Origin of the sequence: Mesorhizobium sp. M1078, assembly GCF_040318615.1 — a bacterium.
Taxonomy (GTDB): domain Bacteria; phylum Pseudomonadota; class Alphaproteobacteria; order Rhizobiales; family Rhizobiaceae; genus Mesorhizobium.
In genome coordinates this window covers 14,977-38,708 of sequence record NZ_JAMYMP010000030.1, presented here as the reverse complement: position 1 = coordinate 38,708, position 23,732 = coordinate 14,977, and the positions used below count along the sequence as shown (strand labels likewise).

Genomic DNA, 23,732 nt, shown 5'->3' with positions numbered 1-23,732 from the left:
CCTATGACCCCGGCACGTCGTAGATCGCCCTGACTTCGACGGTGCCGATTTCAGCCAGCGGAATTTTGCCGGCGATCTCCAGCGCCTTGTCGAGAGTGTCGGCTTCGATCATGACGAAACCAAGCAACTGCTCCTTGGTTTCGGCAAACGGACCGTCAGTGATCAGCCGCTTGCCTTGGCGCCGCCGCACCGTCTTCGACGTCTTCACCGATTGCAGCGCCTGCGCGATGATCAGCTTGCCTTGCTGGTCCAATGACCGGTCATAGGCCATCGAATCGGCGTCGAGCTTGGCCAGACGCTCAGGCGTCATGGCATGGAGGTCCTTTTCCTCGCCGTAGACCAGACAGACATATTTCATTTCCAGCTCCCTTGCTGTGACGAACCATAGGTGATCACGGCGCCGGCGGCATCCTTGCCGGCAGCAGCGTGGTCGAGCACGCAGACCGCAATGCCGATCACGGCGACCGCAGCAAGCAGCCGGCCGAAGCCGGAAGGTCGCGAGCACTCGATCTCGTGTAGACGCGCGCTTTTGTCGGCGTCGTTCCAATGGGCAGAAAACAGATTGTTCATCTTGGATCTCCATCCGCCACGAGAATCCGTGGACGCTCGCAGGACGGCCGGCGCCGATGCAAGTCGACATTTTTGCACGCACATTTTTTCAGAAAAATTTGCAGGGCACGCCGGCGTCGCATCCGGCCGAAACAGCGCGGTGGTCTTCCCCTGCCGCCGCGCTATAGTTGGAGGGAACGCCGCGTGGCCGGCGCTGTCGCTGTAATCAAGGAGAATTCTATGGACCGTACCGCAAACGCCGTCTGGAAAGGCAATCTGAAGGAGGGCACGGGCACGCTCGACAGCCAGAGCGGCACCTTGAAGGGCACGCCCTATTCGTTCAAGGCTCGCTTCGAGGACGAGAGCGGCAAATCCGGCACCAATCCCGAAGAGTTGATCGCGGCGGCACACGCCGGCTGCTACGCCATGCAGCTGTCGCATTTCCTGGCCGAGAACGGCACGCCCGCCACCGAGCTCGACGCCAAGGCGGTGGTGACGCTGGTGCCCGGCACCGGCATCACCGGCAGCGCCATCACCCTGATCGGCAAGGTGCCGGGCATCGATGCGGCGAAGTTCAAGGAACTGGCCGAGAAGGCCAAGGCGGAGTGCCCGGTTTCGAAGGCACTGGGGGCCATCGCAGTGTCGCTCGACGCGAAGCTGGGGTGATCCGCCGATTTTGCCCGGGGTAGCGATTCTTCGCGCCCCCCTCTGCCCTGCCGGGCATCTCCCGGGGAGATTGGAAGCTCGGTAGCTGGCACTTTCTTTCGACGTTCGTGATTGGCGAAGGCCGGCGTGACATCTGATCTCCCCACTTGAGGGGGAGATGGCCGGCAGGCCAGAGGGGGGTGCTGTCCCACCAACGTCTCGGATAACTATTAGGCGCCCAGCGCATCAAGCCGGGCGCGAAGGGCTGCGACTTCCTGCTCCAGAGCCTCCAATCTCGCTTCCAGGTCGGAAGCAGGCAAGGCCGGCGCGCTCCGCTGCACCGATAACGCCGCGACGTCCACCGGTCCTGCGAGCAGATGCACGTAGCGGTCCTCGCGCTGGCCTGGCCCGCACGGTATTTCCTGGATCAGCGGCGGTCGGCGGCCGATCAGCATGTCGAGTTCAGCGCGCAGGTCTTCGATCGACGAAAACCGCGCCATGCGCTCAGCTCGCGCCAGCAACTCATGCGCCGTCTGCGGCCCGCGCAGCAAAAGCAGGCCGATCACCGCAGTCTGCGGCCTCGTCAGCGAGAAGCGCTGCGCCATCTGATGCTCATAGCGCTCGACGCGCGAGCCGAACATCTGACGCACCAGCCCCTTCTGCTCGAGCAGCTTCAGCGTCCGATGCACCTCTGTCGGCTCGAGCGCCATCACAGGCTCGCGCGCCGTCTTCTGGTTGGCGGCTGCAAGTGCTGCATTCAGCGTCAGCGGATAGACATCCGGCGTCAGCTCCTTCTTCTCGATCAGGCAGCCGAGCACACGGACTTCGATCGGATTAAGGATTGGAAGCTCTTCGCTCATTGGGTTGAGTATCCTTTCTAGCGCCGGCGAGACAGCGCCCACCTCTCTGTCCTACCGGATATCTCCCCACCCGTGGGGGAGATGTCCGGCAGGACAGAGGGGCGCGCGAAGGATCGCCGCGTTCGAGATTGCCGCGAGCGAACTCGCCTCAACTAAACCCGCCGCTCCACCATCATCTTCTTGATCTCGGCAATCGCCTTGGCCGGGTTGAGCCCCTTCGGGCAGGTCTGGGCGCAGTTCATGATGGTGTGGCAGCGGTAGAGCCGGAACGGGTCTTCGAGATCGTCGAGCCGTTCGCCCGTGGCTTCGTCGCGGCTGTCGATCAGCCAGCGATAGGCCTGCAGCAACGTCGCCGGGCCGAGATAGCGGTCGCCGTTCCACCAATAGCTCGGGCACGAGGTCGAGCAGCAGGCGCACAGGATGCACTCGTAGAGCCCGTCGAGCTTTTCGCGATCCTCATGGCTCTGCAGCCATTCCTTGGCCGGCTCTGGCGACACTGTCTTCAGCCATGGCTGGATCGAGGCGTGCTGGGCGTAGAAATTGGTGAGGTCGGGCACCAGATCCTTGACCACCTGCATATGCGGCAGCGGGTAGACCTTGACGGCGCCGGAAATGTCGTCGCAGCCCTTGGTGCAGGCCAGCGTGTTGGAGCCATCGATGTTCATGGCGCAGGAGCCGCAAATGCCTTCGCGGCATGAGCGGCGCAAGGCAAGCGTCGGATCGATCTTGTTCTTGATCCAGAGCAGCGCGTCGAGCACCATCGGCCCGCAATCGTCCATGTCGACGAAATAGGTGTCGATGCGCGGGTTCTCGTCATCGTCGGGCGACCAGCGGTAGATGCGGTATTCCCGCAGGTTGGTGGCGCCCTCCGGCTTCGGCCAGGTCTTGCCCGGCTGCACCTTGGAGTTCTTGGGAAGCGTGAGTTCGACCATTACCTCAGATCCTTTCGGATGACGGGCTTCGGCACCATGGTTAGTATACCCTGGCCTTCGGCGCGATCTTGGCAAGACTGATGCCGCCGTCCTTTTCCGCCACCAGCGGCTCGGTGTGCACGGGACGATAGCTGAGGCTCACCTGGCCGTTCTCGCTTAGCCGGGCCAGCGTATGCTTGCGCCAGATAGTGTCGTCGCGGGCCGAGAAATCTTCGCGCGCATGCGCGCCGCGGCTCTCCTTGCGCGCCTCGGCGCCGTAGACCGTGGTGATGGCGTTGGCCATCAGATTTTCCAGCTCCAGCGTCTCGACCAGGTCGGAATTCCAGATCATCGAGCGGTCGGAGACTTTCAGGTCCTTGAGCCCGGTCCATATCTGCGAAATGCGCTTGCAGCCGTTTTCGAGCGACTCCTGTGTGCGGAACACGGCGGCGTCTTCCTGCATCGCCTTCTGCATTTTCTCACGCAGAACAGCGGTTGGCGTCGAGCCATTGGCGTGGCGCAGCCGGTCGAAGCGGTCCATGATGTTTTCGACCGAGGCTTCGTTGGGCGAAGGGATCGCCGAATTACGGTCGATGACCTGGCCGGCGCGGATTGCGGCGGCGCGGCCGAACACCACCAGATCGATCAGCGAGTTCGAGCCCAGCCGGTTGGCGCCGTGCACGGAGGCACAGCCGGCCTCGCCGACCGCCATCAGCCCGGGTGACACCCGGTCAGGATTCTCGACAGTCGGGTTCAGCACCTCGCCCCAGTAATTGGTCGGCACGCCGCCCATATTGTAGTGCACCGTCGGCAGCACGGGGATCGGCTCCTTGGTCAGGTCGACGCCGGCGAAAATCCTGGCCGATTCCGAAATGCCCGGCAGCCGCTCATGCAGCACGGCCGGATCGAGATGGTCGAGATGCAGGAAAATATGGTCCTTGTTCTTGCCGACCCCGCGGCCTTCGCGGATCTCCAGCGTCATGCAGCGCGAGACGACGTCGCGCGAGGCCAGGTCCTTGGCCGACGGCGCGTAGCGTTCCATGAAGCGCTCGCCCTCGGAATTGACGAGATAGCCGCCCTCGCCGCGCGCGCCTTCGGTGATCAGGCAGCCGGCGCCGTATATGCCTGTCGGATGGAACTGCACGAACTCCATGTCCTGCAGCGGGAAGCCCGCCCGTGCCGCCATGCCGCCGCCGTCGCCTGTACAGGTGTGCGCCGACGTCGCCGAGAAATAGGCGCGGCCATATCCGCCGGTCGCCAGCACCACCATCTTGGCGGAGAAGCGATGGATGGTGCCGTCGTCGAGGTTCCAGGCGACCACGCCGGTGCAGGTGCCGTCCGGTTCCATGATCAGGTCGAGCGCAAAATACTCGATGAAGAACTGTGCATTGTTCTTCAGCGACTGGCCGTAGAGCGTGTGCAGGATGGCGTGACCGGTGCGGTCGGCGGCAGCACAGGTGCGCTGCACCGGCGGGCCGTCGCCATAATTCATCATGTGCCCGCCGAACGGCCGCTGGTAGATCTTGCCCTCTTCGGTGCGCGAGAACGGCACGCCGTAATGCTCGAGCTCGTAGACCGCCGCCGGTGCCTCGCGCACCAGATATTCCATGGCGTCGACGTCGCCCAGCCAGTCCGAACCCTTGACGGTGTCGTACATGTGCCACTGCCAGGAGTCCGGACCCATGTTGGACAGCGACGCGGCAATGCCGCCTTGTGCCGCCACCGTGTGCGAGCGGGTCGGGAACACTTTGGTGATGCAGGCCGTGCGCAGGCCCTGCTCGGCCATGCCGAGCGTGGCGCGCAGGCCGGCGCCGCCGGCGCCGACGACCACCACGTCGAACTTGTGGTCGACAAAGGTATAGCCGGTGGCCGATTTCGCGTCCTTGGCCAAATCAGCCTCCGAATGCCAGTTTGAGCAGGGCGAAGATCGAGGCGACGCCGACCGCTATGGTGAAAAACGTGCTGAGTGCGATCAGCGCCAGCTTCATGCCTTCGGCATGCACGTAATCCTCGATAATGACCTGCATGCCGACACGCATATGGGTGAGACCGGAAACGAGCACCAGCGCCAACACCAGCGCCACGAACGGACTGGCGAGCGCCGCCCGCACCTCGGCGAAGCCGGCGCCATTGAGCGCGATCAGGAACCCGACGAAGAACAGTATCAGCGGGATGTTGGCAATGGCCGTCAGCCGCTGTCGCCAGAAATGCCCGGTGCCTTCGCGGGCCGAGCCCAGACCGCGGACCTTGGCCAGCGGCGTGCGCATATCGTTGTTGTTCGTGCCGCTCATCACAAGGTTCCCCGCGCCATGTAGCCGGCGACCCAGATCAGCAGCGTGAGCAGGATGGAACCGGCGAGCGTCGCCCAGGCGATCTTCGATGCCGTGTGTTTCTCCAGCCCGGCGCCGGTGTCCCAGACGAGATGGCGCACGCCGCCCAGCATGTGGTGCATCAGCGCCCAGGTGTAGCCGAACAGGATGAGCCGGCCGAGCCAGGTGCCGAAGGCCCAGTTGATCCAATCGAAAGCGCCTTGCGAACTCGCCGCCGCCATCAGCCACGCGGCGACCAGCAGCGTGCCGAAATACAGCGCCCCGCCAGTGATGCGGTGAATGATCGACATCGTCATGGTGATCGGTGGGCGGTAAATCGTCAGGTGCGGCGAGAGCGGCCGTTCACGTCTGGCGGTTCGGGTGGCTGGTGATTTGCTCATGGCTGCCCCAGTTCGATGTCCGGAGCCGCGGTGGAAAGCGGCACTTACCGCCTCGATATATGACTTCAGACAGCCGGTTTCTAATGCTCTTTTTGCACCGCGTCAAAGCCGGAAAATCGTTTTGAAAACGTCATTTAGTCTGACAAAAGGCTGCTGTTTCGCTTCAATCGATTTGGCCACCGTCGAAAGCCGGCGCACCGTTCGCTGCAGTGCGGCATTTCCTTTGCAATCGACGCAGGCTATCGTTTGCAGGTCTGTGGTGTCGAGCCCCTCTTCATCACCAGCGCCTCGCGCGCGTCGATCACGATTGCGTCATGCGACGCGGCTTCCTGGTAGCGGCTGGACTGGTTGGCGGGTGATGCGGCAAACTCCTCGGTCGTGCCATCGGGCCTGACAACGCGCAACGCCGTGCCGAGGTTCTGGATGGTGATCATGCCGCCATTGCCGCATCTGTAAGTTGCCGTGCCGACAGCAGACCGCGGCGCGGTAAGGTCGGTGACGATCTTGGCTGAAGGTGCGGCAGGCGCTGTCGGAGCCGTTGCGGAAGCCGGGGGCGCCACAGGTGCGGCGGACTGCTGAGCCGGCACGGGCGCGACAGTGGGTGGTACGGTATTCACCGCCGTCGGCGCGCCGTTCTGCGGCACGCAGGCTGCGGCAGTCAGCAAGGGGATCGACAACAGCGTCACCCGAAACGTGCGGCGTAACGCCATATGCTGTCCTCCTGCGCGGCTAACTAGCCGCGATGTTCCACCAAGATCAAGCTCACCCGACGTCAGCGTAGTTGTGTGCGTCGCGGCCGATGGTGCGGGCAAGCATGGCCGAATGATGACGCCCGGGTTTCCATCCCGTCGGATATTAACCATGTTTGGCGAGAGGTCGCCGCCGGATGCGCCTGCCCTCTTAACAAAGGTTAAGAAAAGGTTAATTTCCGATTCGATCGGGTCCACAGCAGAGAGGACACCATGCTTTCGAATTCAGGAAGAGCGCGCCTTGCGGCGCTTGTGCTGGCGACAGCCAGTCTCGGCTTCGCCGCCCCGGCAATGGCCTGGTCGCGCCATCATGACCGCGTCTATGCCGATTCCCTGGGCAATCTCGTCATCGACAGCGCCGCCGGCTACAAGCGCATCATTGTCGGCCAAGGCAGGCTGGCCAAGAAATTGTCCGACTACACCAGCGCCGGGCAGCCGGAAGCGGGACCGGAAGTCCTTTATGAAGACGAGGCGGATCACATCTCCAGGCGTGGCTGCTACCAGCCGCCGGTGTTCGTGAAGGGCCGCTCCTATATGTACGGCCTCTCCGACGGCGAAATGCCCAACCTCAGCCCTTGCCGCTGATGATCCGGCACGGCCGAGAGGCCGTTTAAGCGAGACGCTAACCGACGCTGCCTGTATCCGGGATGAACACCGTTTCGGCCCGCTCATAGGAAAGCGGCACGCTGTCGCGGCCGTTCTTCTTGGCCTTGTAGAGCGCTTCGTCGGCGCGCCGCCTCAGCGGCTCCAGCCCTTCGTCGCCGGTGCGCGCCGCGACGCCGAAGCTCGCGGTCACCCTGGTGCCCGGCGGCAACCCGTCGACACTGCCGGCCGAATAGTGCGTGCGCACGGCTTCGGCAAACAGCCGCGCCGTGGCAAGATCGCTCAGCGACAGAAGCACAGCGAACTCCTCGCCGCCGATGCGGCCGGCAACCGCACGCGTGCCGGCGGCCGCGCGAAGCTTGGCGGCGAAGTCGGCGATCACCTGGTCGCCCGCGGCATGTCCGTATTTGTCGTTGAGCGCCTTGAAGTGATCGAGATCGGCCAGCACCAGCGCGACCGGCACCTTGGCGGCGGCGCAGTGTTGCAGCACCAGCAAGGCGCGCTCCTCGAAACCCCTGCGGTTGAGCAGGCCAGACAGCGGATCGGTGTGCGTCTCGGTCTTCAGCGCCTTCATCACGTCGAGCGCAGCTGCCGAGAACAGGCAGAGCGCGATCAGCAACGACAGCAGCGCGTGCGACAAAAGCGCCGTCGTCCAGTAGGACGAGCCATAAAACCCGTCATAGCTGGTGAACGGCCCGTGCGAGATGACGACGAGCAGCGTGCGGCCGATAAAGTTCAGCCCGGACAGCAGCGACAGTACGAACAGGATTTTTTCCGTCGGGCCGTTCTTGCGCACGGCGCGCAGCTCGGCGGCGACCAGCAGGCTGAGGCCGCCAAAGCCGAAATTGATCGACAGGATGCGCCAAGTCAAGTCCGGCTGGACGAACAGGAACCAGCAGAATGCCACCATCCCGCCACCCGCCAGAATGCCGATCGCGATATAGGGCACGCGCCTGCCGTAGCGTGAGATGATCGCACCGACGAGGCAACAGGCGGCGAGCGTGAAGCAGAGGTTGGAGACCAGCTTGGTCAGCACCATGCCGCCGGGCAGCGTGAAATACTGCAGCAGGAAGCCGGGCGCGGACACGCAATAGCTCGTGCCGAGCACAGCCAGATAGGGCCGGTGGCGCTGATAGAACCATAGCACGAGGAACGCCGCGCCGAGCGCCAGCGCGATCGTCGGATTGAGCAGCGCTATGAACAGGCCGGTGTCCAAAGGACGGTGACTTCCCCGCTTGACGTCAGGGAAGACCTTAGAGCGCAAGCCCCAACAAGCGGTTAAGCCGGGACGAATATGCAAGTCGCCACTGATGAAGCTGCTGCACGGAACCGGGACCTGAGGCAGGCGTTTCGTGACAGCAATCAAGGAGAAGTTATTCATGGCCGACACGATCACGCTGACCGACCACGAAGCAATTCGCTCATGGGCCGCAGGGCGCGCCGGATTTCCGGCGATCGTCGATGTATCGCCCGAAACCGGAACGCAGCCGTTGCTGAGGCTCGTCTTCGGCCAGCACGCCTATCAGGACCAGGATCAACCTGAACGCCCGGTCAACGCAGGCGGCTACGAGCTGGTCGAATGGGACGAGTGGTTCAAGATCTTCGACGAGCGCGAACTGGCGCTGGTGGTCGCGGCCGACGAACCCGGCAGCCGGGAGGAATTTCATGAAATCATCCGGCGTGCCGGCTAGGGAATATACCCCAAGGGTCTTAGAGCGGCGCGCATTAAACAAAACCCCGAACGGTTTTGCCGTTCGGGGTTTGCATAAGCTCAGATCAGGCTTGAAACAGTCTGCGCTATTTCCAGTCGCGGATGTCGACGAAATGGCCGGCGATCGCCGCCGCCGCCGCCATCGCCGGCGACACCAGATGGGTGCGGCCCTTGAAGCCCTGCCGGCCTTCGAAATTGCGGTTCGAGGTCGAGGCGCAGCGCTCATGCGGCTTCAGCCGGTCGTCGTTCATGGCCAGGCACATCGAGCAGCCCGGCTCGCGCCAGTCGAAACCGGCGGCAATGAAGATCTTGTCGAGACCCTCGGCCTCCGCCTGTTCCTTGACCAGACCGGAGCCCGGCACGATCATCGCATCGACATGCGCACTCACCGTCTTGCCTTCGACCACCTTGGCCACCGCACGCAGATCCTCGATGCGGCCATTGGTGCAGGAGCCGATGAAGACGCGGTCGAGCGTGATGTCGGTGATCTTCGTGCCCGGCGTCAGCCCCATATAGTCGAGCGCGCGGATCTTTGACGTCCGCTTGTTCTCGTCCGTGATCTCTTCCGGATTGGGAACGACGCCCTGCACCGAAACGACGTCCTCGGGCGAGGAACCCCAGGAGACGATCGGCGGCAGCTTGGCCGCGTCGAGCACGATCACCTTGTCGAAATGCGCGCCCTCGTCGGACTGCAGCGTCTTCCAGTATTCGAGCGCGGCGTCCCACGACGCGCCCTTCGGCGCGCGCGGCTTGCCCTTGACATAGGCGAAGGTGGTTTCGTCGGCCGCGATCAGGCCGGCGCGCGCGCCGCCCTCGATCGACATGTTGCAGATCGTCATGCGGCCTTCCATCGACAGCGCGCGGATCGCCTCACCGGCATATTCGATGACATAGCCGGTGCCGCCGGCGGTGCCGATCTCGCCGATGATGGCGAGGATAATGTCCTTGGCGGTGACGCCTTCCGGTAACTGGCCATCGACACGCACCAGCATGTTCTTGGCCTTGCGCTGGATCAGCGTCTGCGTCGCCAGCACATGCTCGACCTCGGAGGTGCCGATGCCATGCGCCAGTGCGCCGAAGGCGCCATGCGTCGAGGTGTGGCTGTCGCCGCAGACGATCGTCATGCCAGGCAGCGTGAAGCCCTGCTCCGGCCCGATGATGTGGACGATGCCCTGGCGGATATCGTTCTCGGAATAATATTCGACACCGAAATCCCTAGCGTTCTTGGCCAACGCCTCAACCTGGATGCGGCTTTCCTCGTTCTTGATGCCGAATTTGCGCTCCGGCGAGGTCGAGACATTATGATCGACCACGGCCAGCGTCTTTTCCGGATGCCGGACTTTTCTGCCGGTCATGCGCAGACCTTCGAAGGCCTGCGGGCTGGTCACTTCATGGACGAGATGGCGGTCGATGTAGAGCAGACAGGTGCCATCATCCTGGCGATCGACGACATGGTCGTCGAAAATCTTGTCGTAGAGGGTGCGCGGTGCGCTCATGTGCGTAAATCCGTCGATTTGCAAAAAGGGGAAGGGCAGACGCGCCGAAGCCTTCGGCCCGGCGAAAGCGGCTTAGCTAAGTTGGCTGGTGAGCGCGCCGGAAATGCGCGAAGAGAAACGCGACGGCAGGCGTTTTCTGTCCTGCAGCACGAAACCCTTATAGGCCGGATCGCCAAAAAACTCTTCCATGGCGTGGCTCATACCAATGTTTTGGCTTTTCGGCAATTGCGGCGTGTTTTCGCTTCTCCCCTTGTGAGAGAAGGCGAAGAGGGCGGCGCTCAAAGCACCTCGAACACAAAAGTCTTTACCAACGCATCCGGCTCGGCGATCGCATAGCAGCGGAACCATGGGCTTTGCTCGGCCGGCCGCCATTTCCCGGCCCGCTCCAGCCCGTCGAACACGGCCTGGAAGCCGCCGCTGTCAAACACCTGGTCGCGCACGGTGAAGATCGCGTGGCCGCCTTTTCTGGTGATGCGGACAAGCTCGTGCAGGCCGGACGCCGGCGCATGGCTGATGGTGAACACGCCAGTCGAGAAGAAGGCGCGGAAATGCCCGTCTGGCCAGGGCAGCGGCCCGCCGAGCATTGCCTGCTTCAGATCGCCATAGGCATTGCGGCTGCCGGCGATCTTCAGCATGTCGTCGGAGAGGTCGAGCCCGGCAATGTCGTGATAACCCAGCGCCTTCAATGACGGGCCCGACAGGCCGGTGCCGCAGCCGGCGTCGAGCAGCGGGCCTTCACCCACCTTCACATGGCGCGCCACCCAGGCGGTGATCAGGAACGGCAGCAGATAGCCTAGTGAAGCGGTTTCGCCGTCATAGGTCGCGGCCCAGTCTGCATAGGCCTTGGCCAGCCCTTCCGGCGTGTCGGTCGAATAGACGGTACCCAGCGCCGCATTGGCCTTGTCGATCGTCATCGCCTGCATCCTCCGGAATCCTGTCCTCCGCGATCGTAGCCGTGCCCGCGTCGGACTTCTATTCCTGCTGCGCCCGCCGAAGTCGCTGCTCCAGCCCCCGCAGCGCCAGCGACAGGCTGACGGTGAGGATGAGATAGATATAGGCGACGATCGAATAGGTCTCGAAGAAGCGGAACGAGCCGGCGGCGTAGATCTTGCCCATCTGCGTGATGTCGGCGACGCCGAGCACCGAGACCAGCGAGGAATCCTTGACCATGGCGACGAAGTCATTGCCGAGCGGCGGCAGGATGGTGCGGATCGCCTGTGGGAACACGATCAGCCGGAAGCGCTGCGTGCGCGTCAGCCCGAGCGCCTTGGCAGCCTCGATCTGGCCTTTCTCGACCGACTGGATGCCGGCGCGGAAGACCTCGGAGATGAAGGCGGAATAACCGATGGTCAGCGCCATGATTGCACGCCACAACAGCGACACGTCGCGCACCAAAAGCTCGCCGAGATAGCCGGCGTTTTGCAGCGGCGCGGTCAGCGCATTCCACGCAGTCACGAAGGCCGGCGCGCCGGCGAAGGCGATCCAGAACAACAGCACCAGGATCGGCACGCCACGGATGATCTCGACATAGAAACGAGCGATCTGCCTGAGCCAACGCGACCCCGACAGCCCCATCAGCGCAATGCCGAGCCCGATGGCGGAAGCCAGCGCGAAGGCGACCACGGTGACAAGAATGGTGATGCCGATGCCTTTGGCGACGGTGGCAAAAACCTGGGCGTAGAGATCGCTGGCGGCAATGCAGAGCGCAGCCACGATGGCGAGCGCGATCGCAGCGGCAAGCCACCAGGGGAAATCGGATTTTGGGGTTGAGGCGAGCATCAATGCCCAACGCTGGTGAACAGCTGCGCTCGCAAGATCTGCCGATCTCCCCCCTTGCGGGGGAGATGTCCGGCAGGACAGAGGGGGGTGCTGTCCCTCCAACCTGTCAAACGGTTACAGTCACAACCTTTGGCCTCTTTGGAAAAGCTCAAAACAAAAGGGAGGCGATCCTTCACACCCCCCTCTGCCCTGCCGGGCATCTCCCCCGCAAGGGGGGTCAGCGGCCGTCGCGCCAAGACGGCCTACTGCCCCATCTTGTAGTCGAGAAACCACTTCTTGTTCAGCGCCTCGATCGTGCCGTCGGCCTTCAGCGCCGCGATCGCCGCGTTGACCGGCTTCACCAGGTCCGAGCCCTTCGGGAAGATGAAGCCAAAATCCTCGGTGCCGAGCGGGCCGCCGATCAGCTTGAGCTTGCCGCCGGAGGCATCGACATAGCCTTTGCCGGCGGTGCCGTCGGTCAGGACGACATCGACGTCGCCGGATTTCAGTGCCTGCACCGAAGCGCCGAAGGTCTCGAACTGCTTGATGCGCGGGTTCTGCTCATTGCCGTCGAGCACGCTGTAGACGGCGGTGTAGAACGGCGTCGTTCCGGCCTGCGCGCCGATCAACCCGTCCTTGAAGGCGGCGAAGGTCTTGGCGTCGGTGAAGCGGCTTTCATCGGCGCGCACCAGCATGAACTGCTCCGAACGCATATAGGGGTCGGAGAAATCGACCTTCTCCTTTCGGTCGTCCTTGATGGTGATGCCGGTCATGCCAATGTTGTACTGGTTGTCGGAAACCGCCTGGATCATCGCGTCCCAGGAGGTGTTCTGGTACTCCACCTTGAAGTTCAGCCGCTTGGCGATTTCGTCCATCGCGTCATACTCCCAGCCGATCTGCTTGCCGGTCTTGGCGTCGATGAACTGCAGCGGCGGATAGGCGTTTTCCGTCACCACCACGACCTTCTTGCCGCCGAGATCGGGCAGCGCATCGGCCGCCCATGCAGCGACGGGCGCGAGGAAACAGGCCGCGAGGGCGGCCAGCAGCAGCTTCGATTTGGTCATGACACGCTCCAGGATGAGAAGCCCGCTTGCAGCCGGGCTCGCATGAAAATCCAGGCGCGACTTTAGCCGTCCGCAGACGGCTTGCAAGCCGGTCCGGTGCTCAGCGTCCGGTGAAAGCGGATTCCAATGCCTTCAACCAACGCGGTTTTAGAACGCCCCGGGGTCGGAATTTATTCCGTGATTGCGCCGCCGGCAAACCAGGCCCCTCCTGGACACGGGAACCCGTCAGATGACGGATCAGGATGGTGACGTAGCCTCACGCAGCTTGGCGACAAATCCGGTCAAGGTCCGGTGCAGCGACTTCAGCTCCTCGACTTCCAGCGGCATGGCGCAGGCAAGGCCTGCGGATACGTCCTTGATGCGGGCGCGCAGCGCCTGGCCCTTGGCAGTCGGTTCGACCAGCACGCGGCGCTCGTCGGCCGGATCGCGACGGCGGGTGACGAGACCAGCCGCTTCCATCCGCTTGAGCAGAGGCGTCAATGTCGCCGAATCCAGCCCCAGCGCCTCGCCGAGTTCGCCGACCGTGCTCGGCGCATGCTGCCACAGCGCCAGCATCGCCAAATATTGCGGATAGGTCAGGCCGAGCGGGTCAAGAAGCGGCCGATAGAGCTTGGTCATCAGCCCGCTCGCCGAATAGAGCGCGAAGCAGAGCTGCTGGTCGAGGCGCGGAACGGCGATCCTCCCGGCGGTGTCCGCCGGGACTTCGCTGGCCCTGGTTTCGGTCTTCGTCGTCATGCTGCCTTTGCCGGAAGCGCCACGGTCGAAAGCGCCACCTCGACATTGCCTTTGATCGCATTGGAATAGGGGCAAATCTGATGCGCGGCCGATACAAGCGCTTCCGCCGCCGCCTGATCAAGGCCTTTGGTCTCGGCGGCCAGTGCGACACCAAGTTTGAAGCCTTCACCATTGGGAAGCAGGCTGACGGTGGCGCTCACCGCCGCATCGTCCAGCGGCAGCTTCTGCTTGCGCGCGACGAAGCGGATGGCGCTTTCGAAGCAGGCGGCATAGCCGACCGCGAACAGCTGCTCGGGATTGGTGGCGCCACCCTGTCCGCCGAGCTCCTTCGGCAAAGCGAGGTCGACCTTCAGCAGGCCGTCGCTGGTCTCGTCGTGGCCGGCGCGGCCGCCGGTGACGCGAGCCTGTGTGGTGTAGAGTGCCATGTCAGTTCTCCATTTTATTTGTACACTATCATTTAGTGTACAAGATAATTCGAGTCAACAGCCATGGCCAAACTCTCGCCGGCAATCGTTCACAGTCTGGTGAAACGAAAAAAGGCGGCCGAAGCCGCCTTTTCAAAATCCTTGGACCAGGTTTATTAGGCCGGGGTCGCTTCCGCCGCCTTTGCAGCCTCGTCGGCGGCCTTGGCGGCTTCGTCGACGGCCTTCTTCTCGGCAGCTTCCTTGGCGGCCGTCTCGGCGGCCAGCGCCTGGGCAGCGGCAACCTTCTCGGCTTCGATGCGGGCCTTCTCGGCGTTCAGCGCGTCGCGTTCCTCATCGTTGAGCTTGCGGGCGCGCACGCCGGTGTTTTCCGAAATACGGGCCGACTTGCCGCGACGGTCGCGCAAATAATAGAGCTTGGCGCGGCGCACCTTGCCGCGGCGCACGATCTCGACGCCTTCGACCATCGGCGAGTAGACCGGGAAAACGCGCTCGACGCCTTCGCCGTAGGAGATCTTGCGGACGGTGAAATTTTCCTGGAAGCCGGCGCCGGCGCGGGCGATGACGACGCCCTCATAGGCCTGGACGCGGGTGCGGGTGCCTTCGGTCACGCGAACCTGGACGCGCACGGTGTCGCCGGGCTGAAACTCGGGAAGCTTGCGCTTGGCTTCGATCTTGGCGGCCTGTTCGGCCTCGAGCTGACGGATGATATCCATCTCAATAGTCCACTTCTTGTTCTTCCGACAGTCAGAGCGTCCGACACTCGCCTTGCAGTTCCATTGACCGCTCGGCTATGCCCTTTGTCCCCGAGACATCTTGTCTTCGAAACATTGGGCAGGGGCGACTACACCGTCATTGTTGACGGGTCCGGGAGATTTTTCTCGCCAGTACGGGCGGGCACATACAGCTATTTCACTGACTTGTCACGCCTTGGCCCTGTCTTTTTTGGTCGCATGCCACCACGCAATCGTCCAGTGCAGGGTTGCGCCGGCCCTTCAAGCTTCCTAATCCGGGAGCAGCACACTTGTCCGGCGGCCTCACAATGTCTGTTTTCGACGCAGTCCTGCTCTTCCTCGCGGGTTTTCTGTCAGGCGCCGTCAACGCGGTTGCCGGCGGCGGCACCTTCATAACCTTCGGCGCCATGACGCTGGCCGGCCTGCCGCCGATCGTCGCCAACGCCACGTCCTCGGTAACGCAGTTTCCCGGTTACATCACCTCGACGCTGGCTTACTGGACCGACATCAAGCATTTCTGGCGCGGCGCGCTGCTGCTTTGCCTGATCTCGGCTTTGGGCGCGCTGGCTGGTGCGCTCATCCTGCTGGCGCTCTCAAATCCGTCGTTCCGCGCCCTCGTGCCGTGGCTGCTGCTGGCCGCAACCGCCTTGTTCGCCGCCGGGCCGTGGCTGAAACCAACGCCGAAGCCTGGGCATGAAGCCACGGTCGGCTCTCTGGCCGGTTCGCTGGCGCAGTTCGCTACCGCCATCTATGGCGGCTTCTTCGGCGCCGGCATGGGCGTCATGATGCTGGCGACGCTCGGCCTGACGCAATCCGGCGACTATCACCGGCTGAACGCGCTGAAGAACATGCTGGCCGTGGTCATCGCCGCCGTTGCCATACTGGTCTTCGTTTCCGGCGGCGTTGTTGCCTGGCCTCAGGCAATCGTCATGATCCCCGGCGGCGCGCTCGGCGGCTATGCCGGCGTCTGGATCGCCAAGCGCGTGCCGCAAAACGCAGTACGCGGCTTCGTCATCGCCGTCGGCCTGTTTCTCGCCGTCTACTATTTTGCCAAGGGCTGAGCGGCGAGCAAATCCGGCCGGCGCTCCCTGGTCAGCTTCTCGGACTCGGCGCGCCGCCACGCGGCGATCTTCTTGTGATTACCGGAGACCAGCACGTCGGGGATGGGGCGGCCTTCGAACTCCTGTGGCCGCGTGTAATGCGGGTGTTCGAGCAGGCCGTTCTCGAAACTTTCTTCCTCGCCCGACACCGCATTGCCCATGACGCCGGGCAACAGCCGCACAACGGCGTCGAGCAGTACGAGCGCCGCCGGCTCGCCGCCCGACAGGATGAAATCGCCGATGGAGACCTCTTCCAGTCCACGCGCCTCGATCAGCCGCTGGTCGACGCCCTCGAACCGGCCGCAAACGATGACGGCGCCTGGCCCGCCAGCCAGTTCGCGCACGTGCGCCTGCGTCAGCGGCTTTCCACGCGGGCTCATCAGCAAACGCGGCCGCGGATCGCCCGCCGGCGACGTGTGGTCGATCGCCTTGGCCAGCACATCGGCGCGCATCACCATGCCGGCGCCACCGCCGGCCGGCGTGTCGTCGACGGTGTGATGGCGATCGCTGGCGAAGTCGCGGATCTGGATAGCTTCCAGCGACCATGTCCCGACTTCGAGCGCCCGTCCGGCCAGCGACAGGCCTAGCCCGCCCGGAAACATCTCGGGATAGAGCGTCAGCACCGACGCCTTGAACGTCACCGGTTGCCTCCGGCTTCGCGCGGCCCGCGCGGTCGGCCCTTCGCGTCGAAATCTTCTTCGCGCGGCGCGTCGCCATCCTCATCCTCGACAAGGCCGGCGGCTGCCGGGTCGACGCGGAGAAAACCTTCGGCGATCGAAACCTGAGGCACGGCGGCCTGGGTGAACGGGATCAGCACGCCTTTGCGCCCGCCGAGGGTAACGTCGAGAATGTCGCCGCCGCCGAAATTATGCACCGCCACCACCTTGCCGATGACCGCGCCCTTATCGTCGCGGACTTCAAGTCCGACGAGATCGGCGTGGTAGAATTCGTCCTCCTCGCCATCGTCGGGCAGCATCGAGCGGTCGACGAACAGCTCGGTTCCGGCCAGCGCCTCGGCGGCATTGCGATCGGCAATGCCCTTGAAGCGCACCACCACGACGGTGTTGGCGGGCCTTATGTCGGTGATCTGGAAAACGCGGCCGTCCTTGGCATAGAGCGGCCCATAATCGGCCAGCGCCATCGGCTCGCCAGTGAAAGTCTTCACCCGCAATTCGCCCTTGATGCCGTGGGCGGCGCCGATCACGGCCATTTGCACGGGGTTCTGGGGCTTCGACATGGCTTATATCCTTTGCCCTGCTCTAACGCCCTACCGGCGTCATTTCAATGACAGGTTCTTCACCGCTTCCTAACCCGGCTGCCTGACAATGGCGGCATGCAGGAATTTCTCATCCCGGCAAAACCCGACCTCCAGGCAGCGCGCGAAAGCTGGCTGAAGATGCTGGCGCGCGAGCGCCGGCTGTCGCCGGCGACCGTCGAAGCCTATGAGCGCGACACGCGCCAGTTCCTGCATTTCCTCACAGGTCATTGCGGCGGCTCGCCTGGTCTTTCCGACATCGCCACTCTCCGCCCGGCCGATCTGCGCGGCTTTCTTGCCGCGCGGCGCAACGCCGGCGCCGGCGCCCGCACGCTCGGACGCGGCCTCGCCGGCATCCGCTCGCTGCTGCGCTTCCTCGAACGGCGGGGTCTCGCCAATGCCGCCGGTGCCGCGGCGTTGCGCGCGCCGCGCCAGCCGAAATCGCTGCCCAAGCCGCTGACCGCCAGCGATGCCAAACATGTCGTGTCGGTGGAAGGCCAGCTGGCTGAAGAGCCTTGGATCGCCGCCCGCAACGCCGCCGTGCTGACGCTGCTTTATGGATCGGGCCTGCGCATTTCCGAAGCGCTGGGCCTCAGCGCCGCCGACCTGGCATCGGAAGCCGACACCGTGCTGCGCGTCACCGGCAAGGGTGGCAAGACACGGCTGGTGCCAGTGCTGCCGGTGGCGCTGCGGGCCATCGCCGAATACCGAAAACTTTGCCCCTATCATCTCGACCCCAAGGGCCTGCTGTTTCGCGGCGCCCGCGGCGGGCCGCTCAACCCGGCCATCGTCCAGCGCGACATGGCCAGGCTGCGCTCGGCGCTGAACCTGCCCGACACCGCGACGCCGCACGCGTTGCGCCATTCCTTCGCCACCCATCTGCTCGGGCGCGGCGGCGACCTGCGCACCATCCAGGAACTGCTCGGCCACGCCAGCCTGTCGACGACGCAGGTCTATACCGGCGTCGACACCGCAAGGCTGCTCGAGATTTACGAATCCGCGCATCCCCGCGCGTGACCACTGTATAAGTCCAGGACAATTTCCCCACGCCGGTTAACCGTTTCGCCGCTTTTCAGTCCTAGAACCGCACCATGAAACGCGCCCTTGCCATTGCCGATCGCGCGGCCCTTGTGTCGCTGAAGCTGCTCGTCGCGCTCAACGCCGTGTTTTGCCTGTCTTTTCTCGTCGCACTGCTGCTTGCCATGGGCAGGGCGCACGCCGAAGCCCCGGCCTGCGCCGGCGCCGATCTGCTGTCGGCCCTGCAGAAGGAAGACCCCGCCGCCTATGCCAGGATCGAGACGGAAGCAGCAACGACGCTGAACGGCAAGGGCCTGTTGTGGAAGCTGGAGAAATCCGGCGAAAAGCCATCCTTCCTGTTCGGCACCATGCACATGACCGACCCGCGCGTGACCACTCTGCCGCCGGCAGCCAGGAAAGCCTATGACGCCGCCGGCACCATCATCATCGAGACCACCGACGTGCTCGACAAGCAGAAGATGATGGAGGCCATGCTCAAGGAACCCGAGCTGATGATGTTCACCGACAACACGACGTTGTCGTCGCTGTTGTCGCCGGAGGATGCGGCAGTGGTGAACAAAGGGCTCGATGCGCGCGGCATTCCGCCGGCGAGCGTCTCCAAGATGAAGCCGTGGCTGCTGTCGGCCATGGTCGCGCTGCCGGTCTGTGAGGTCGCCCGTCAGGCAGGCGGCGCACCGGTTCTGGACGTCAAGCTGGCGCAGGACGCCAAGGCCTTGGGGAAGCCGGTGGAAGGGTTGGAGACCGCTGCCAGCCAGCTGCGCGCCATAGCCTCGCTGCCGATTGCGTTCCACATCAAAGGGCTGGTCGAGACCCTGAAGCTCGGCGACAAGATAAACGACATCAACGAAACCATGATCGTGCTTTACCAGCGCGGCGACACCGGCACCTTCTGGCCGCTGTTGCGTTCGATCTCGCCCGACGAAGACGACGACGCAGGTTACGCCGAATTCGACCGGACGATGATCACCGGCCGCAACAAGGTCATGGCCGACCATGCCGCACCGATCCTGGCCAAGGGCAATGCCTTCATGGCCGTCGGCTCCATGCATCTTCCCGGCCCCGAAGGCCTGGTCGAGGATTTTCGCAAGGCCGGCTATACCGTCACCGCCGTCGACTGAGCAGCGCCCGTCTTGAATACCGAATCACGTAAGCCCGGCTCTGTGCGGTGCGCAACTGATTCGCAAAGCGGAGGCGGTTGGCCCTATTTTTGGCGGAAAAGGCCAGCTAAGCTCGTTCTACCTCGTTCGTGATTGATTTTGCGGGGGGAAACACAGGCCAACAAGCGGTTGCGAATCAGAATTTTCCTGCGTTCGTCAATTTGAAGGCCTAGTATGAACCCGTTCAACGGTTGCGCGTTGAGGGGTGTTGATTGATGCTTTTCATCCACGGAGGACACTTTTATGGCGAACCCTAACGATCCAGCGCCCAGGTCGGGTGGTGGCAGCGGCTGGCTGATTGCGCTGGTCGTCGTCATCCTTGCGATTGTCGCGTACTATGTTTTCGGCAGAAGCGGCGAACATCCTGCGCCCGCAGAGCCGCCGGCAGCCAGCACACCGGCGCCCGCACCTGCACCGGCTGAGCCGATGAAGCCCGCCGAACCGGCTCCCGCACCAGCCCCTGCGCCCGCACCGGCTCCTGCGCCAGCCCCGACGCCTGCTCCGGCGCCGAGCCCGTAATCTGGCCAACTGATTTGGCATCTTGCTTCCAACCCAAGAACGGCCCGCTGAAAAGCGGGCCGTTTTGTTTGGGGCACCTATCGGCGAGCGTCGCGATTCTTCACCGCCCCTCTGTGCTGCCGGACATCTCTCCTCAAGGGGGAGATCGGCTGTCTCACGAACAGCGCCGGGTTAGAAACGTGAGAAACTTGAAAGCTCGCGACGCGGCGGTGAAGTCCAATCTCCCCCCTTGAGGGGGAGATGGCCGGCAGGCCACAGGGGGGTGCTGTCCCCTCCAGCGTTTCCTTAAATATGGATCGGCTTGAAGAACGTCGCCAGCGCCGCTTCCTTGACCGCTTCCGACATTGTCGGATGCGCGTGGCAGGTGCGGGCGAGGTCTTCCGAGGAGCCGCCGAACTCCATCAGCACCGCCGCCTCATGGATCATCTCGCCGGCGCCGAAGCCGACAATGTGGACGCCGAGCACGCGGTCGCTGGCTTTGTCGGCGAGGATCTTCACGAAGCCGTCCGTGTGCAGCATGGCGCGCGCGCGGCCGTTGGCGGTGAACGGGAATTTGCCCATCTTGTAGTCGATGCCGGCCTTCCTCAGCTCTTCCTCTGTCTTGCCGACCGAAGCGATTTCCGGGCTGGTGTAGACGACGCTCGGAATGACGTCGTAATTCACATGGCCGGCCTGGCCGGCAATGGTCTCGGCCACCGCCACGCCTTCATCCTCGGCCTTGTGCGCCAGCATCGGCCCGGCGATGACGTCGCCAATGGCGTAGATGCCGGCCACGTTGGTCCTGAGATGCCCGTCGGTCTTGACCCGGCCGCGCTCGTCGACCTCGACGCCGGCTTCTTTCAACCCGAGGCTGTCGGAATAGGCCCGGCGTCCGGTCGAGATCAGCACCGCGTCGGCCTCGATGGTCTCGGCCGCACCACCCTTGACCGGCTCGAAGGTAACGGCGGCGCCCTTTTTGGCCTTGGTCACCCCTGTCACCTTGGTGCCGAGCTTGAACTCGAAACCCTGCTTGGAAAGCAGGCGCTGGAACTGCTTGGAGACCTCGCCGTCCATGCCGCCCAGGATGGTGTCGAGGAATTCGACCACGGTGACCTTGGCGCCGAGCCGTGCCCAGACCGAGCCGAGCTCCAGACCGATGACCCCACCGCCGACCACCACCAGATGTCCCGGCACTTTCTCCAGCGACAGCGCGCCGGTCGACGATACGATCACCTTCTCGTCGATGTCGACCTTGACGCCGGGAATGCCGGCGACATCGGAGCCCGTGGCAATAACGATATTTTTCGTCTCGATCTCCTCGACCTTGCCGTCCTCAGCCGTCACCGACACCTTGCCGGCCGCGACCACCTTCCCGGTGCCGCGAAACGAGTCGATCTTGTTCTTCTTGAACAGGAAGGCGACGCCATTGACGTTGGCCGAAACGGTCGCGTCCTTGTGCGCCATCATCTTCTTCAGATTGAGTTTCGGCGCCGGTATCTCGACACCCAGCGCATCGAAGGAATGGCCGGCCTCGGCGAACATCTCCGAGGCATAAAGCAGCGCCTTGGATGGGATGCAGCCGATGTTCAGGCAGGTGCCGCCGAAAGTGGCGTTCTTCTCGACCACCGCGACCTTGAGCCCGAGTTGTGCCGCCTTGATGGCACAGACATAGCCGCCCGGTCCCGACCCGATGATAACGACATCATAAGCCATGTTCGTTTCCCTTAGCTTGGGGCTCAGCGGCCGCCGCTTACATTCAGGATTGCGCCCGTCGTGTAGGACGCTTCATCCGACAAAAGATAGAGAACGGCATGCGCGACTTCATCCGCCGTGCCGGCTCGTTTCATCGGCAGCATGTCGCGGAACCGCTCGACCCGGTCCGGCTGGCCGCCCGAAGCGTGGATCTCGGTGTCGATGATGCCTGGCCGTATCGCATTGACCCGCACGCCTTCGGTCGCGACTTCGCGCGCCAGTCCGAGCGTGAAGGTGTCGATCGCCGCCTTGGACGCGGCATAGTCGACATATTCGCCTGGCGAGCCGTGTAGCGACGCAGCCGACGAGATGTTGACGATGGCGCCGCCCTGGCCGCCATGCTTGCTCGACATGCGCCGCACCGCTTCGCGGGCGCACAGAAACGAGCCGATGACATTGATGCGCATCATGCGCTCCAGCCGCGCCAGGCTCATCTCGTCGACACGCGCCTTGACGTCGACGATTCCGGCATTGTTGACCAGGGCGTCGAGCCGGCCATAGGCGCTATCGACGGCTTCGAACACGGCGACGATGTCAGCCTCGACGCCGACATCGCCCTTGACCGCTATCGCTTCACCGCCACCGGCCTCGATCTCGGCGACCAGCGCCTGGGCCGCGGCCTCGTTTGCGGCATAGTTGACCGCGACGCGGTAGCCGGCCTTCGCCGCAAGCCGGCAAGTGGCCGCACCAATGCCGCGGCTGCCGCCGGTGACCAGAAGAACTTTCTTCGCCGCGCTCATTCCTGGCAACCTTTCAGCAAAAACACATCCCACGGCAGTTTCGAAAAACCATTGGAGCCAAAGGCAGACGACATCTGCAACGATGGACCAAGATCGGGGAAGATCAGGCTCTGCGGCGCGTCCGTGCCTTCGGCCGCCAGCAGCGCAATGTTGCCCTTGTCGTCGGCGCTGTAGACCACGCCCTGCCAGACCGTGCAGGCGGCAAGCTCGTCACCGGTGACGTCGCCGGTCGGGCATTTGTACATCAGCGAGCCATGCGGTCGCGAAACACCGGAGGTCCACATCACAATGCCGTCGAGAACGATGCCCTTGTCGAGCACCATCTTGAACGAGTTGGTGACGGTGACCGCATCCGTCGTCGGCCGGAAATCAATGCCGGCCTCGCTTTCGGCATCGCCATAGACAGCAAGCGCCAGCGGGCAGGCGGCATGCGCCTCGTAACCCGCTGCGAGAACAGCCAGCCCGGCCATAAATCCGATCATTGGCGAAGCGATGTTTGTCATGAATTGCTCTGGCTGCTCTCGCGGCCGTCGGCGTTTTCGAGCACCTCGAAATCGGTCATCAAGACCAGCGGCTCGCCGGCCGCATCCAGTCCCCAGAAGGAATAATAGTTCCCATCACCGAAGCCAGTGTCGAACATGGCTATATTAAGCGGATTTCCATCAACCGGATTATCCATGCGGAACTTGTCGAACGAGCATGCAACGTCAGCAAGATAGCTGTCGAGTTCCTCCTGGTCGGACATCAGCGTCAGAACCGACTTGTCCATGAACGAAGCAACATTATCATCGACAATAAATCCAGACTTCCAGGACGATGTGCCGACGTCGCGGACGAAGGCAGCCAACTCCCACCGCACCGGCAAGCCAGTGCCAAACCGCAATACCGCTGCAGCAACACGGCCTTGCGCCTCAAGCAACGTGACTGGATAGCATCCCGGCCTGACCTTACGGCTAAACACAGGCCGTTCCAGCCCGGTAATCAGTGGATCGCAAGCGATGATTTCGCCGGTCGGTAGCTCAAGCTCACCGATCGCGGTGACGATGATCTTCCGCTCCGCCATTTCGGCTTCGCTGAGAGCGAAGACACCGAGATTGCTGCTCGCTGGCGCCGAATCCCATTCAGTCGATGTCGCCGGCGGAGAGATGGCGGCGGAAGCCGCCGGCCGGGAACGCCTCAATACGCTACCCGCTACTCGACCCAGCTTGAACCCAAACCGCGCCAGCCAGCCGCTCATGACGGATC

Annotated in this window: 29 protein-coding genes; 6 read left to right on the top strand and 23 right to left on the bottom strand. The window is 63.6% G+C overall.

Annotated elements, in window-relative coordinates; genetic code table 11:
• Position 1: 1 nt before the first annotated feature.
• Both NKH38_RS26640 and NKH38_RS26635 read right to left on the bottom strand, forming a co-directional pair.
• The gene (locus tag NKH38_RS26640; protein WP_023698373.1) at positions 2-358 is read right to left on the bottom strand and encodes a YciI family protein; all 357 of its coding nucleotides are present in this window, start codon (positions 356-358) and stop codon (positions 2-4) included.
• Positions 355-570, bottom strand: coding sequence for a hypothetical protein (locus NKH38_RS26635; RefSeq protein WP_023698372.1), 216 nt, complete (start codon positions 568-570; stop codon positions 355-357). The genes NKH38_RS26640 and NKH38_RS26635 overlap by 4 nt, the downstream gene beginning before the upstream one ends.
• 219 nt (positions 571-789) lie before the next feature.
• Between NKH38_RS26635 and NKH38_RS26630 the strand changes: the two genes are divergently transcribed.
• A complete protein-coding gene (locus NKH38_RS26630; RefSeq protein ID WP_023807689.1) occupies positions 790-1,215 on the top strand; it encodes an OsmC family protein in 426 nt (141 codons plus the stop codon).
• Positions 1,216-1,424: 209 nt separating this feature from the next.
• Here NKH38_RS26630 and NKH38_RS26625 read toward each other — a convergent pair whose 3' ends face one another.
• From NKH38_RS26625 to NKH38_RS26600, 6 genes are all read right to left on the bottom strand, one after another.
• On the bottom strand, positions 1,425-2,054 hold the full coding sequence (locus NKH38_RS26625) for a YceH family protein (RefSeq protein WP_352764209.1): 630 nt from the start codon (positions 2,052-2,054) through the stop codon (positions 1,425-1,427).
• A 152-nt stretch (positions 2,055-2,206) separates the two neighbouring features.
• A complete protein-coding gene (locus NKH38_RS26620; protein ID WP_023670510.1) occupies positions 2,207-2,986 on the bottom strand; it encodes a succinate dehydrogenase iron-sulfur subunit in 780 nt (259 codons plus the stop codon).
• Between the two features lie 40 nt (positions 2,987-3,026).
• Positions 3,027-4,856, bottom strand: a complete 1,830-nt coding sequence (gene sdhA, locus NKH38_RS26615; RefSeq protein ID WP_023683886.1) for a succinate dehydrogenase flavoprotein subunit — start codon at positions 4,854-4,856, stop codon at positions 3,027-3,029.
• A gap of 1 nt (position 4,857) precedes the next feature.
• On the bottom strand, positions 4,858-5,256 hold the full coding sequence (sdhD, locus tag NKH38_RS26610; RefSeq protein ID WP_023683885.1) for a succinate dehydrogenase, hydrophobic membrane anchor protein: 399 nt from the start codon (positions 5,254-5,256) through the stop codon (positions 4,858-4,860).
• Entirely contained in the window at positions 5,256-5,675 is a 420-nt protein-coding gene (gene sdhC / locus NKH38_RS26605) for a succinate dehydrogenase, cytochrome b556 subunit (protein ID WP_023683884.1), read from the bottom strand. Before sdhC ends, sdhD begins: the two co-directional genes overlap by 1 nt.
• A 239-nt stretch (positions 5,676-5,914) precedes the next feature.
• Entirely contained in the window at positions 5,915-6,385 is a 471-nt protein-coding gene (locus tag NKH38_RS26600; protein WP_023709350.1) for a hypothetical protein, read from the bottom strand.
• A gap of 252 nt (positions 6,386-6,637) precedes the next feature.
• On the opposite strand from NKH38_RS26600, the gene NKH38_RS26595 reads away from it, so the two are divergent.
• Positions 6,638-7,009 (top strand): hypothetical protein, encoded by a 372-nt coding sequence (locus tag NKH38_RS26595; protein WP_023726052.1) that lies wholly within the window; start codon positions 6,638-6,640, stop codon positions 7,007-7,009.
• Between the two features lie 37 nt (positions 7,010-7,046).
• Here the strand turns inward: NKH38_RS26595 and NKH38_RS26590 are convergent, their stop codons facing one another.
• A complete protein-coding gene (locus NKH38_RS26590) occupies positions 7,047-8,243 on the bottom strand; it encodes a GGDEF domain-containing protein (protein WP_352764193.1) in 1,197 nt (398 codons plus the stop codon).
• A 163-nt stretch (positions 8,244-8,406) separates the two neighbouring features.
• On the opposite strand from NKH38_RS26590, the gene NKH38_RS26585 reads away from it, so the two are divergent.
• Positions 8,407-8,718, top strand: coding sequence for a hypothetical protein (locus NKH38_RS26585; protein WP_023670517.1), 312 nt, complete (start codon positions 8,407-8,409; stop codon positions 8,716-8,718).
• Positions 8,719-8,824: 106 nt separating this feature from the next.
• Here the strand turns inward: NKH38_RS26585 and leuC are convergent, their stop codons facing one another.
• From leuC to rplS, 8 genes are all read right to left on the bottom strand, one after another.
• Entirely contained in the window at positions 8,825-10,234 is a 1,410-nt protein-coding gene (leuC, locus tag NKH38_RS26580; RefSeq protein ID WP_023670518.1) for a 3-isopropylmalate dehydratase large subunit, read from the bottom strand.
• 72 nt (positions 10,235-10,306) lie between these two features.
• Positions 10,307-10,516 carry a hypothetical protein gene (locus NKH38_RS26575; RefSeq protein WP_352764273.1) on the bottom strand — a complete coding sequence of 70 codons (210 nt, stop codon included), beginning with the start codon at positions 10,514-10,516 and terminating at the stop codon, positions 10,307-10,309.
• Positions 10,513-11,148 carry a class I SAM-dependent DNA methyltransferase gene (locus tag NKH38_RS26570; protein ID WP_352764190.1) on the bottom strand — a complete coding sequence of 212 codons (636 nt, stop codon included), beginning with the start codon at positions 11,146-11,148 and terminating at the stop codon, positions 10,513-10,515. Before NKH38_RS26570 ends, NKH38_RS26575 begins: the two co-directional genes overlap by 4 nt.
• 58 nt (positions 11,149-11,206) lie before the next feature.
• Positions 11,207-12,013, bottom strand: coding sequence for an amino acid ABC transporter permease (locus tag NKH38_RS26565; protein ID WP_023737993.1), 807 nt, complete (start codon positions 12,011-12,013; stop codon positions 11,207-11,209).
• A gap of 242 nt (positions 12,014-12,255) precedes the next feature.
• Complete coding sequence (locus NKH38_RS26560) at positions 12,256-13,056, bottom strand: transporter substrate-binding domain-containing protein (RefSeq protein ID WP_023687705.1); 801 nt, start codon at positions 13,054-13,056, stop codon at positions 12,256-12,258.
• 237 nt (positions 13,057-13,293) lie between these two features.
• Positions 13,294-13,791, bottom strand: a complete 498-nt coding sequence (locus tag NKH38_RS26555; protein ID WP_023683877.1) for a MarR family winged helix-turn-helix transcriptional regulator — start codon at positions 13,789-13,791, stop codon at positions 13,294-13,296.
• A complete protein-coding gene (locus NKH38_RS26550; protein WP_352764184.1) occupies positions 13,788-14,216 on the bottom strand; it encodes an organic hydroperoxide resistance protein in 429 nt (142 codons plus the stop codon). The genes NKH38_RS26555 and NKH38_RS26550 overlap by 4 nt, the downstream gene beginning before the upstream one ends.
• Before the next feature lie 155 nt (positions 14,217-14,371).
• Positions 14,372-14,929, bottom strand: coding sequence for a 50S ribosomal protein L19 (gene rplS / locus NKH38_RS26545; RefSeq protein ID WP_352764181.1), 558 nt, complete (start codon positions 14,927-14,929; stop codon positions 14,372-14,374).
• A gap of 326 nt (positions 14,930-15,255) precedes the next feature.
• On the opposite strand from rplS, the gene NKH38_RS26540 reads away from it, so the two are divergent.
• Complete coding sequence (locus NKH38_RS26540; RefSeq protein ID WP_023683874.1) at positions 15,256-16,008, top strand: sulfite exporter TauE/SafE family protein; 753 nt, start codon at positions 15,256-15,258, stop codon at positions 16,006-16,008.
• Here the strand turns inward: NKH38_RS26540 and trmD are convergent.
• Together trmD and rimM are read right to left on the bottom strand one after the other, a co-directional pair.
• On the bottom strand, positions 15,990-16,688 hold the full coding sequence (gene trmD, locus NKH38_RS26535) for a tRNA (guanosine(37)-N1)-methyltransferase TrmD (protein ID WP_023726048.1): 699 nt from the start codon (positions 16,686-16,688) through the stop codon (positions 15,990-15,992). The two genes, NKH38_RS26540 and trmD, sit on opposite strands and share 19 nt — an antisense overlap.
• Positions 16,685-17,284, bottom strand: coding sequence for a ribosome maturation factor RimM (gene rimM, locus NKH38_RS26530; RefSeq protein WP_023730247.1), 600 nt, complete (start codon positions 17,282-17,284; stop codon positions 16,685-16,687). The genes trmD and rimM overlap by 4 nt, the downstream gene beginning before the upstream one ends.
• Positions 17,285-17,380: 96 nt before the next feature.
• Between rimM and NKH38_RS26525 the strand changes: the two genes are divergently transcribed.
• Positions 17,381-18,319 carry a tyrosine recombinase XerC gene (locus NKH38_RS26525; RefSeq protein ID WP_023706731.1) on the top strand — a complete coding sequence of 313 codons (939 nt, stop codon included), beginning with the start codon at positions 17,381-17,383 and terminating at the stop codon, positions 18,317-18,319.
• Between the two features lie 74 nt (positions 18,320-18,393).
• The gene (locus NKH38_RS26520; RefSeq protein ID WP_352764176.1) at positions 18,394-19,458 is read left to right on the top strand and encodes a TraB/GumN family protein; all 1,065 of its coding nucleotides are present in this window, start codon (positions 18,394-18,396) and stop codon (positions 19,456-19,458) included.
• A gap of 843 nt (positions 19,459-20,301) precedes the next feature.
• Here NKH38_RS26520 and lpdA read toward each other — a convergent pair.
• Genes lpdA through NKH38_RS26500 form a run of 4 tightly spaced genes read right to left on the bottom strand, consistent with a single transcriptional unit; the run spans position 20,302 to position 23,724 of the window.
• Positions 20,302-21,708, bottom strand: a complete 1,407-nt coding sequence (gene lpdA / locus NKH38_RS26515; protein WP_023730249.1) for a dihydrolipoyl dehydrogenase — start codon at positions 21,706-21,708, stop codon at positions 20,302-20,304.
• 23 nt (positions 21,709-21,731) lie between these two features.
• Positions 21,732-22,487 (bottom strand): SDR family oxidoreductase, encoded by a 756-nt coding sequence (locus NKH38_RS26510; RefSeq protein WP_023670532.1) that lies wholly within the window; start codon positions 22,485-22,487, stop codon positions 21,732-21,734.
• Positions 22,484-22,990 (bottom strand): hypothetical protein, encoded by a 507-nt coding sequence (locus tag NKH38_RS26505; RefSeq protein WP_023710222.1) that lies wholly within the window; start codon positions 22,988-22,990, stop codon positions 22,484-22,486. Before NKH38_RS26505 ends, NKH38_RS26510 begins: the two co-directional genes overlap by 4 nt.
• Positions 22,987-23,724, bottom strand: coding sequence for a DUF4241 domain-containing protein (locus NKH38_RS26500; protein WP_031195599.1), 738 nt, complete (start codon positions 23,722-23,724; stop codon positions 22,987-22,989). Before NKH38_RS26500 ends, NKH38_RS26505 begins: the two co-directional genes overlap by 4 nt.
• Between the last annotated feature and the right edge of the window lie 8 nt (positions 23,725-23,732).

Coding starts and splice junctions, on each gene's coding strand:
- NKH38_RS26635 (WP_023698372.1), bottom strand. CDS start 570: ATGAACAATCTGTTTTCTGCCCATTGGAACGACGCCGACAAAAGCGCG.
- NKH38_RS26585 (WP_023670517.1), top strand. CDS start 8,407: ATGGCCGACACGATCACGCTGACCGACCACGAAGCAATTCGCTCATGG.
- rplS (WP_352764181.1), bottom strand. CDS start 14,929: ATGGATATCATCCGTCAGCTCGAGGCCGAACAGGCCGCCAAGATCGAA.
- NKH38_RS26525 (WP_023706731.1), top strand. CDS start 17,381: ATGCAGGAATTTCTCATCCCGGCAAAACCCGACCTCCAGGCAGCGCGC.
- NKH38_RS26595 (WP_023726052.1), top strand. CDS start 6,638: ATGCTTTCGAATTCAGGAAGAGCGCGCCTTGCGGCGCTTGTGCTGGCG.
- NKH38_RS26630 (WP_023807689.1), top strand. CDS start 790: ATGGACCGTACCGCAAACGCCGTCTGGAAAGGCAATCTGAAGGAGGGC.
- leuC (WP_023670518.1), bottom strand. CDS start 10,234: ATGAGCGCACCGCGCACCCTCTACGACAAGATTTTCGACGACCATGTC.
- NKH38_RS26565 (WP_023737993.1), bottom strand. CDS start 12,013: ATGCTCGCCTCAACCCCAAAATCCGATTTCCCCTGGTGGCTTGCCGCT.
- NKH38_RS26550 (WP_352764184.1), bottom strand. CDS start 14,216: ATGGCACTCTACACCACACAGGCTCGCGTCACCGGCGGCCGCGCCGGC.
- NKH38_RS26625 (WP_352764209.1), bottom strand. CDS start 2,054: ATGAGCGAAGAGCTTCCAATCCTTAATCCGATCGAAGTCCGTGTGCTC.
- NKH38_RS26555 (WP_023683877.1), bottom strand. CDS start 13,791: ATGACGACGAAGACCGAAACCAGGGCCAGCGAAGTCCCGGCGGACACC.
- rimM (WP_023730247.1), bottom strand. CDS start 17,284: ATGTCGAAGCCCCAGAACCCCGTGCAAATGGCCGTGATCGGCGCCGCC.
- lpdA (WP_023730249.1), bottom strand. CDS start 21,708: ATGGCTTATGATGTCGTTATCATCGGGTCGGGACCGGGCGGCTATGTC.
- NKH38_RS26505 (WP_023710222.1), bottom strand. CDS start 22,990: ATGACAAACATCGCTTCGCCAATGATCGGATTTATGGCCGGGCTGGCT.
- NKH38_RS26560 (WP_023687705.1), bottom strand. CDS start 13,056: ATGACCAAATCGAAGCTGCTGCTGGCCGCCCTCGCGGCCTGTTTCCTC.
- NKH38_RS26540 (WP_023683874.1), top strand. CDS start 15,256: ATGTCTGTTTTCGACGCAGTCCTGCTCTTCCTCGCGGGTTTTCTGTCA.
- NKH38_RS26570 (WP_352764190.1), bottom strand. CDS start 11,148: ATGACGATCGACAAGGCCAATGCGGCGCTGGGTACCGTCTATTCGACC.
- NKH38_RS26620 (WP_023670510.1), bottom strand. CDS start 2,986: ATGGTCGAACTCACGCTTCCCAAGAACTCCAAGGTGCAGCCGGGCAAG.
- sdhC (WP_023683884.1), bottom strand. CDS start 5,675: ATGAGCAAATCACCAGCCACCCGAACCGCCAGACGTGAACGGCCGCTC.
- sdhD (WP_023683885.1), bottom strand. CDS start 5,256: ATGAGCGGCACGAACAACAACGATATGCGCACGCCGCTGGCCAAGGTC.
- NKH38_RS26640 (WP_023698373.1), bottom strand. CDS start 358: ATGAAATATGTCTGTCTGGTCTACGGCGAGGAAAAGGACCTCCATGCC.
- NKH38_RS26500 (WP_031195599.1), bottom strand. CDS start 23,724: ATGAGCGGCTGGCTGGCGCGGTTTGGGTTCAAGCTGGGTCGAGTAGCG.
- NKH38_RS26520 (WP_352764176.1), top strand. CDS start 18,394: ATGAAACGCGCCCTTGCCATTGCCGATCGCGCGGCCCTTGTGTCGCTG.
- NKH38_RS26510 (WP_023670532.1), bottom strand. CDS start 22,487: ATGAGCGCGGCGAAGAAAGTTCTTCTGGTCACCGGCGGCAGCCGCGGC.
- NKH38_RS26600 (WP_023709350.1), bottom strand. CDS start 6,385: ATGGCGTTACGCCGCACGTTTCGGGTGACGCTGTTGTCGATCCCCTTG.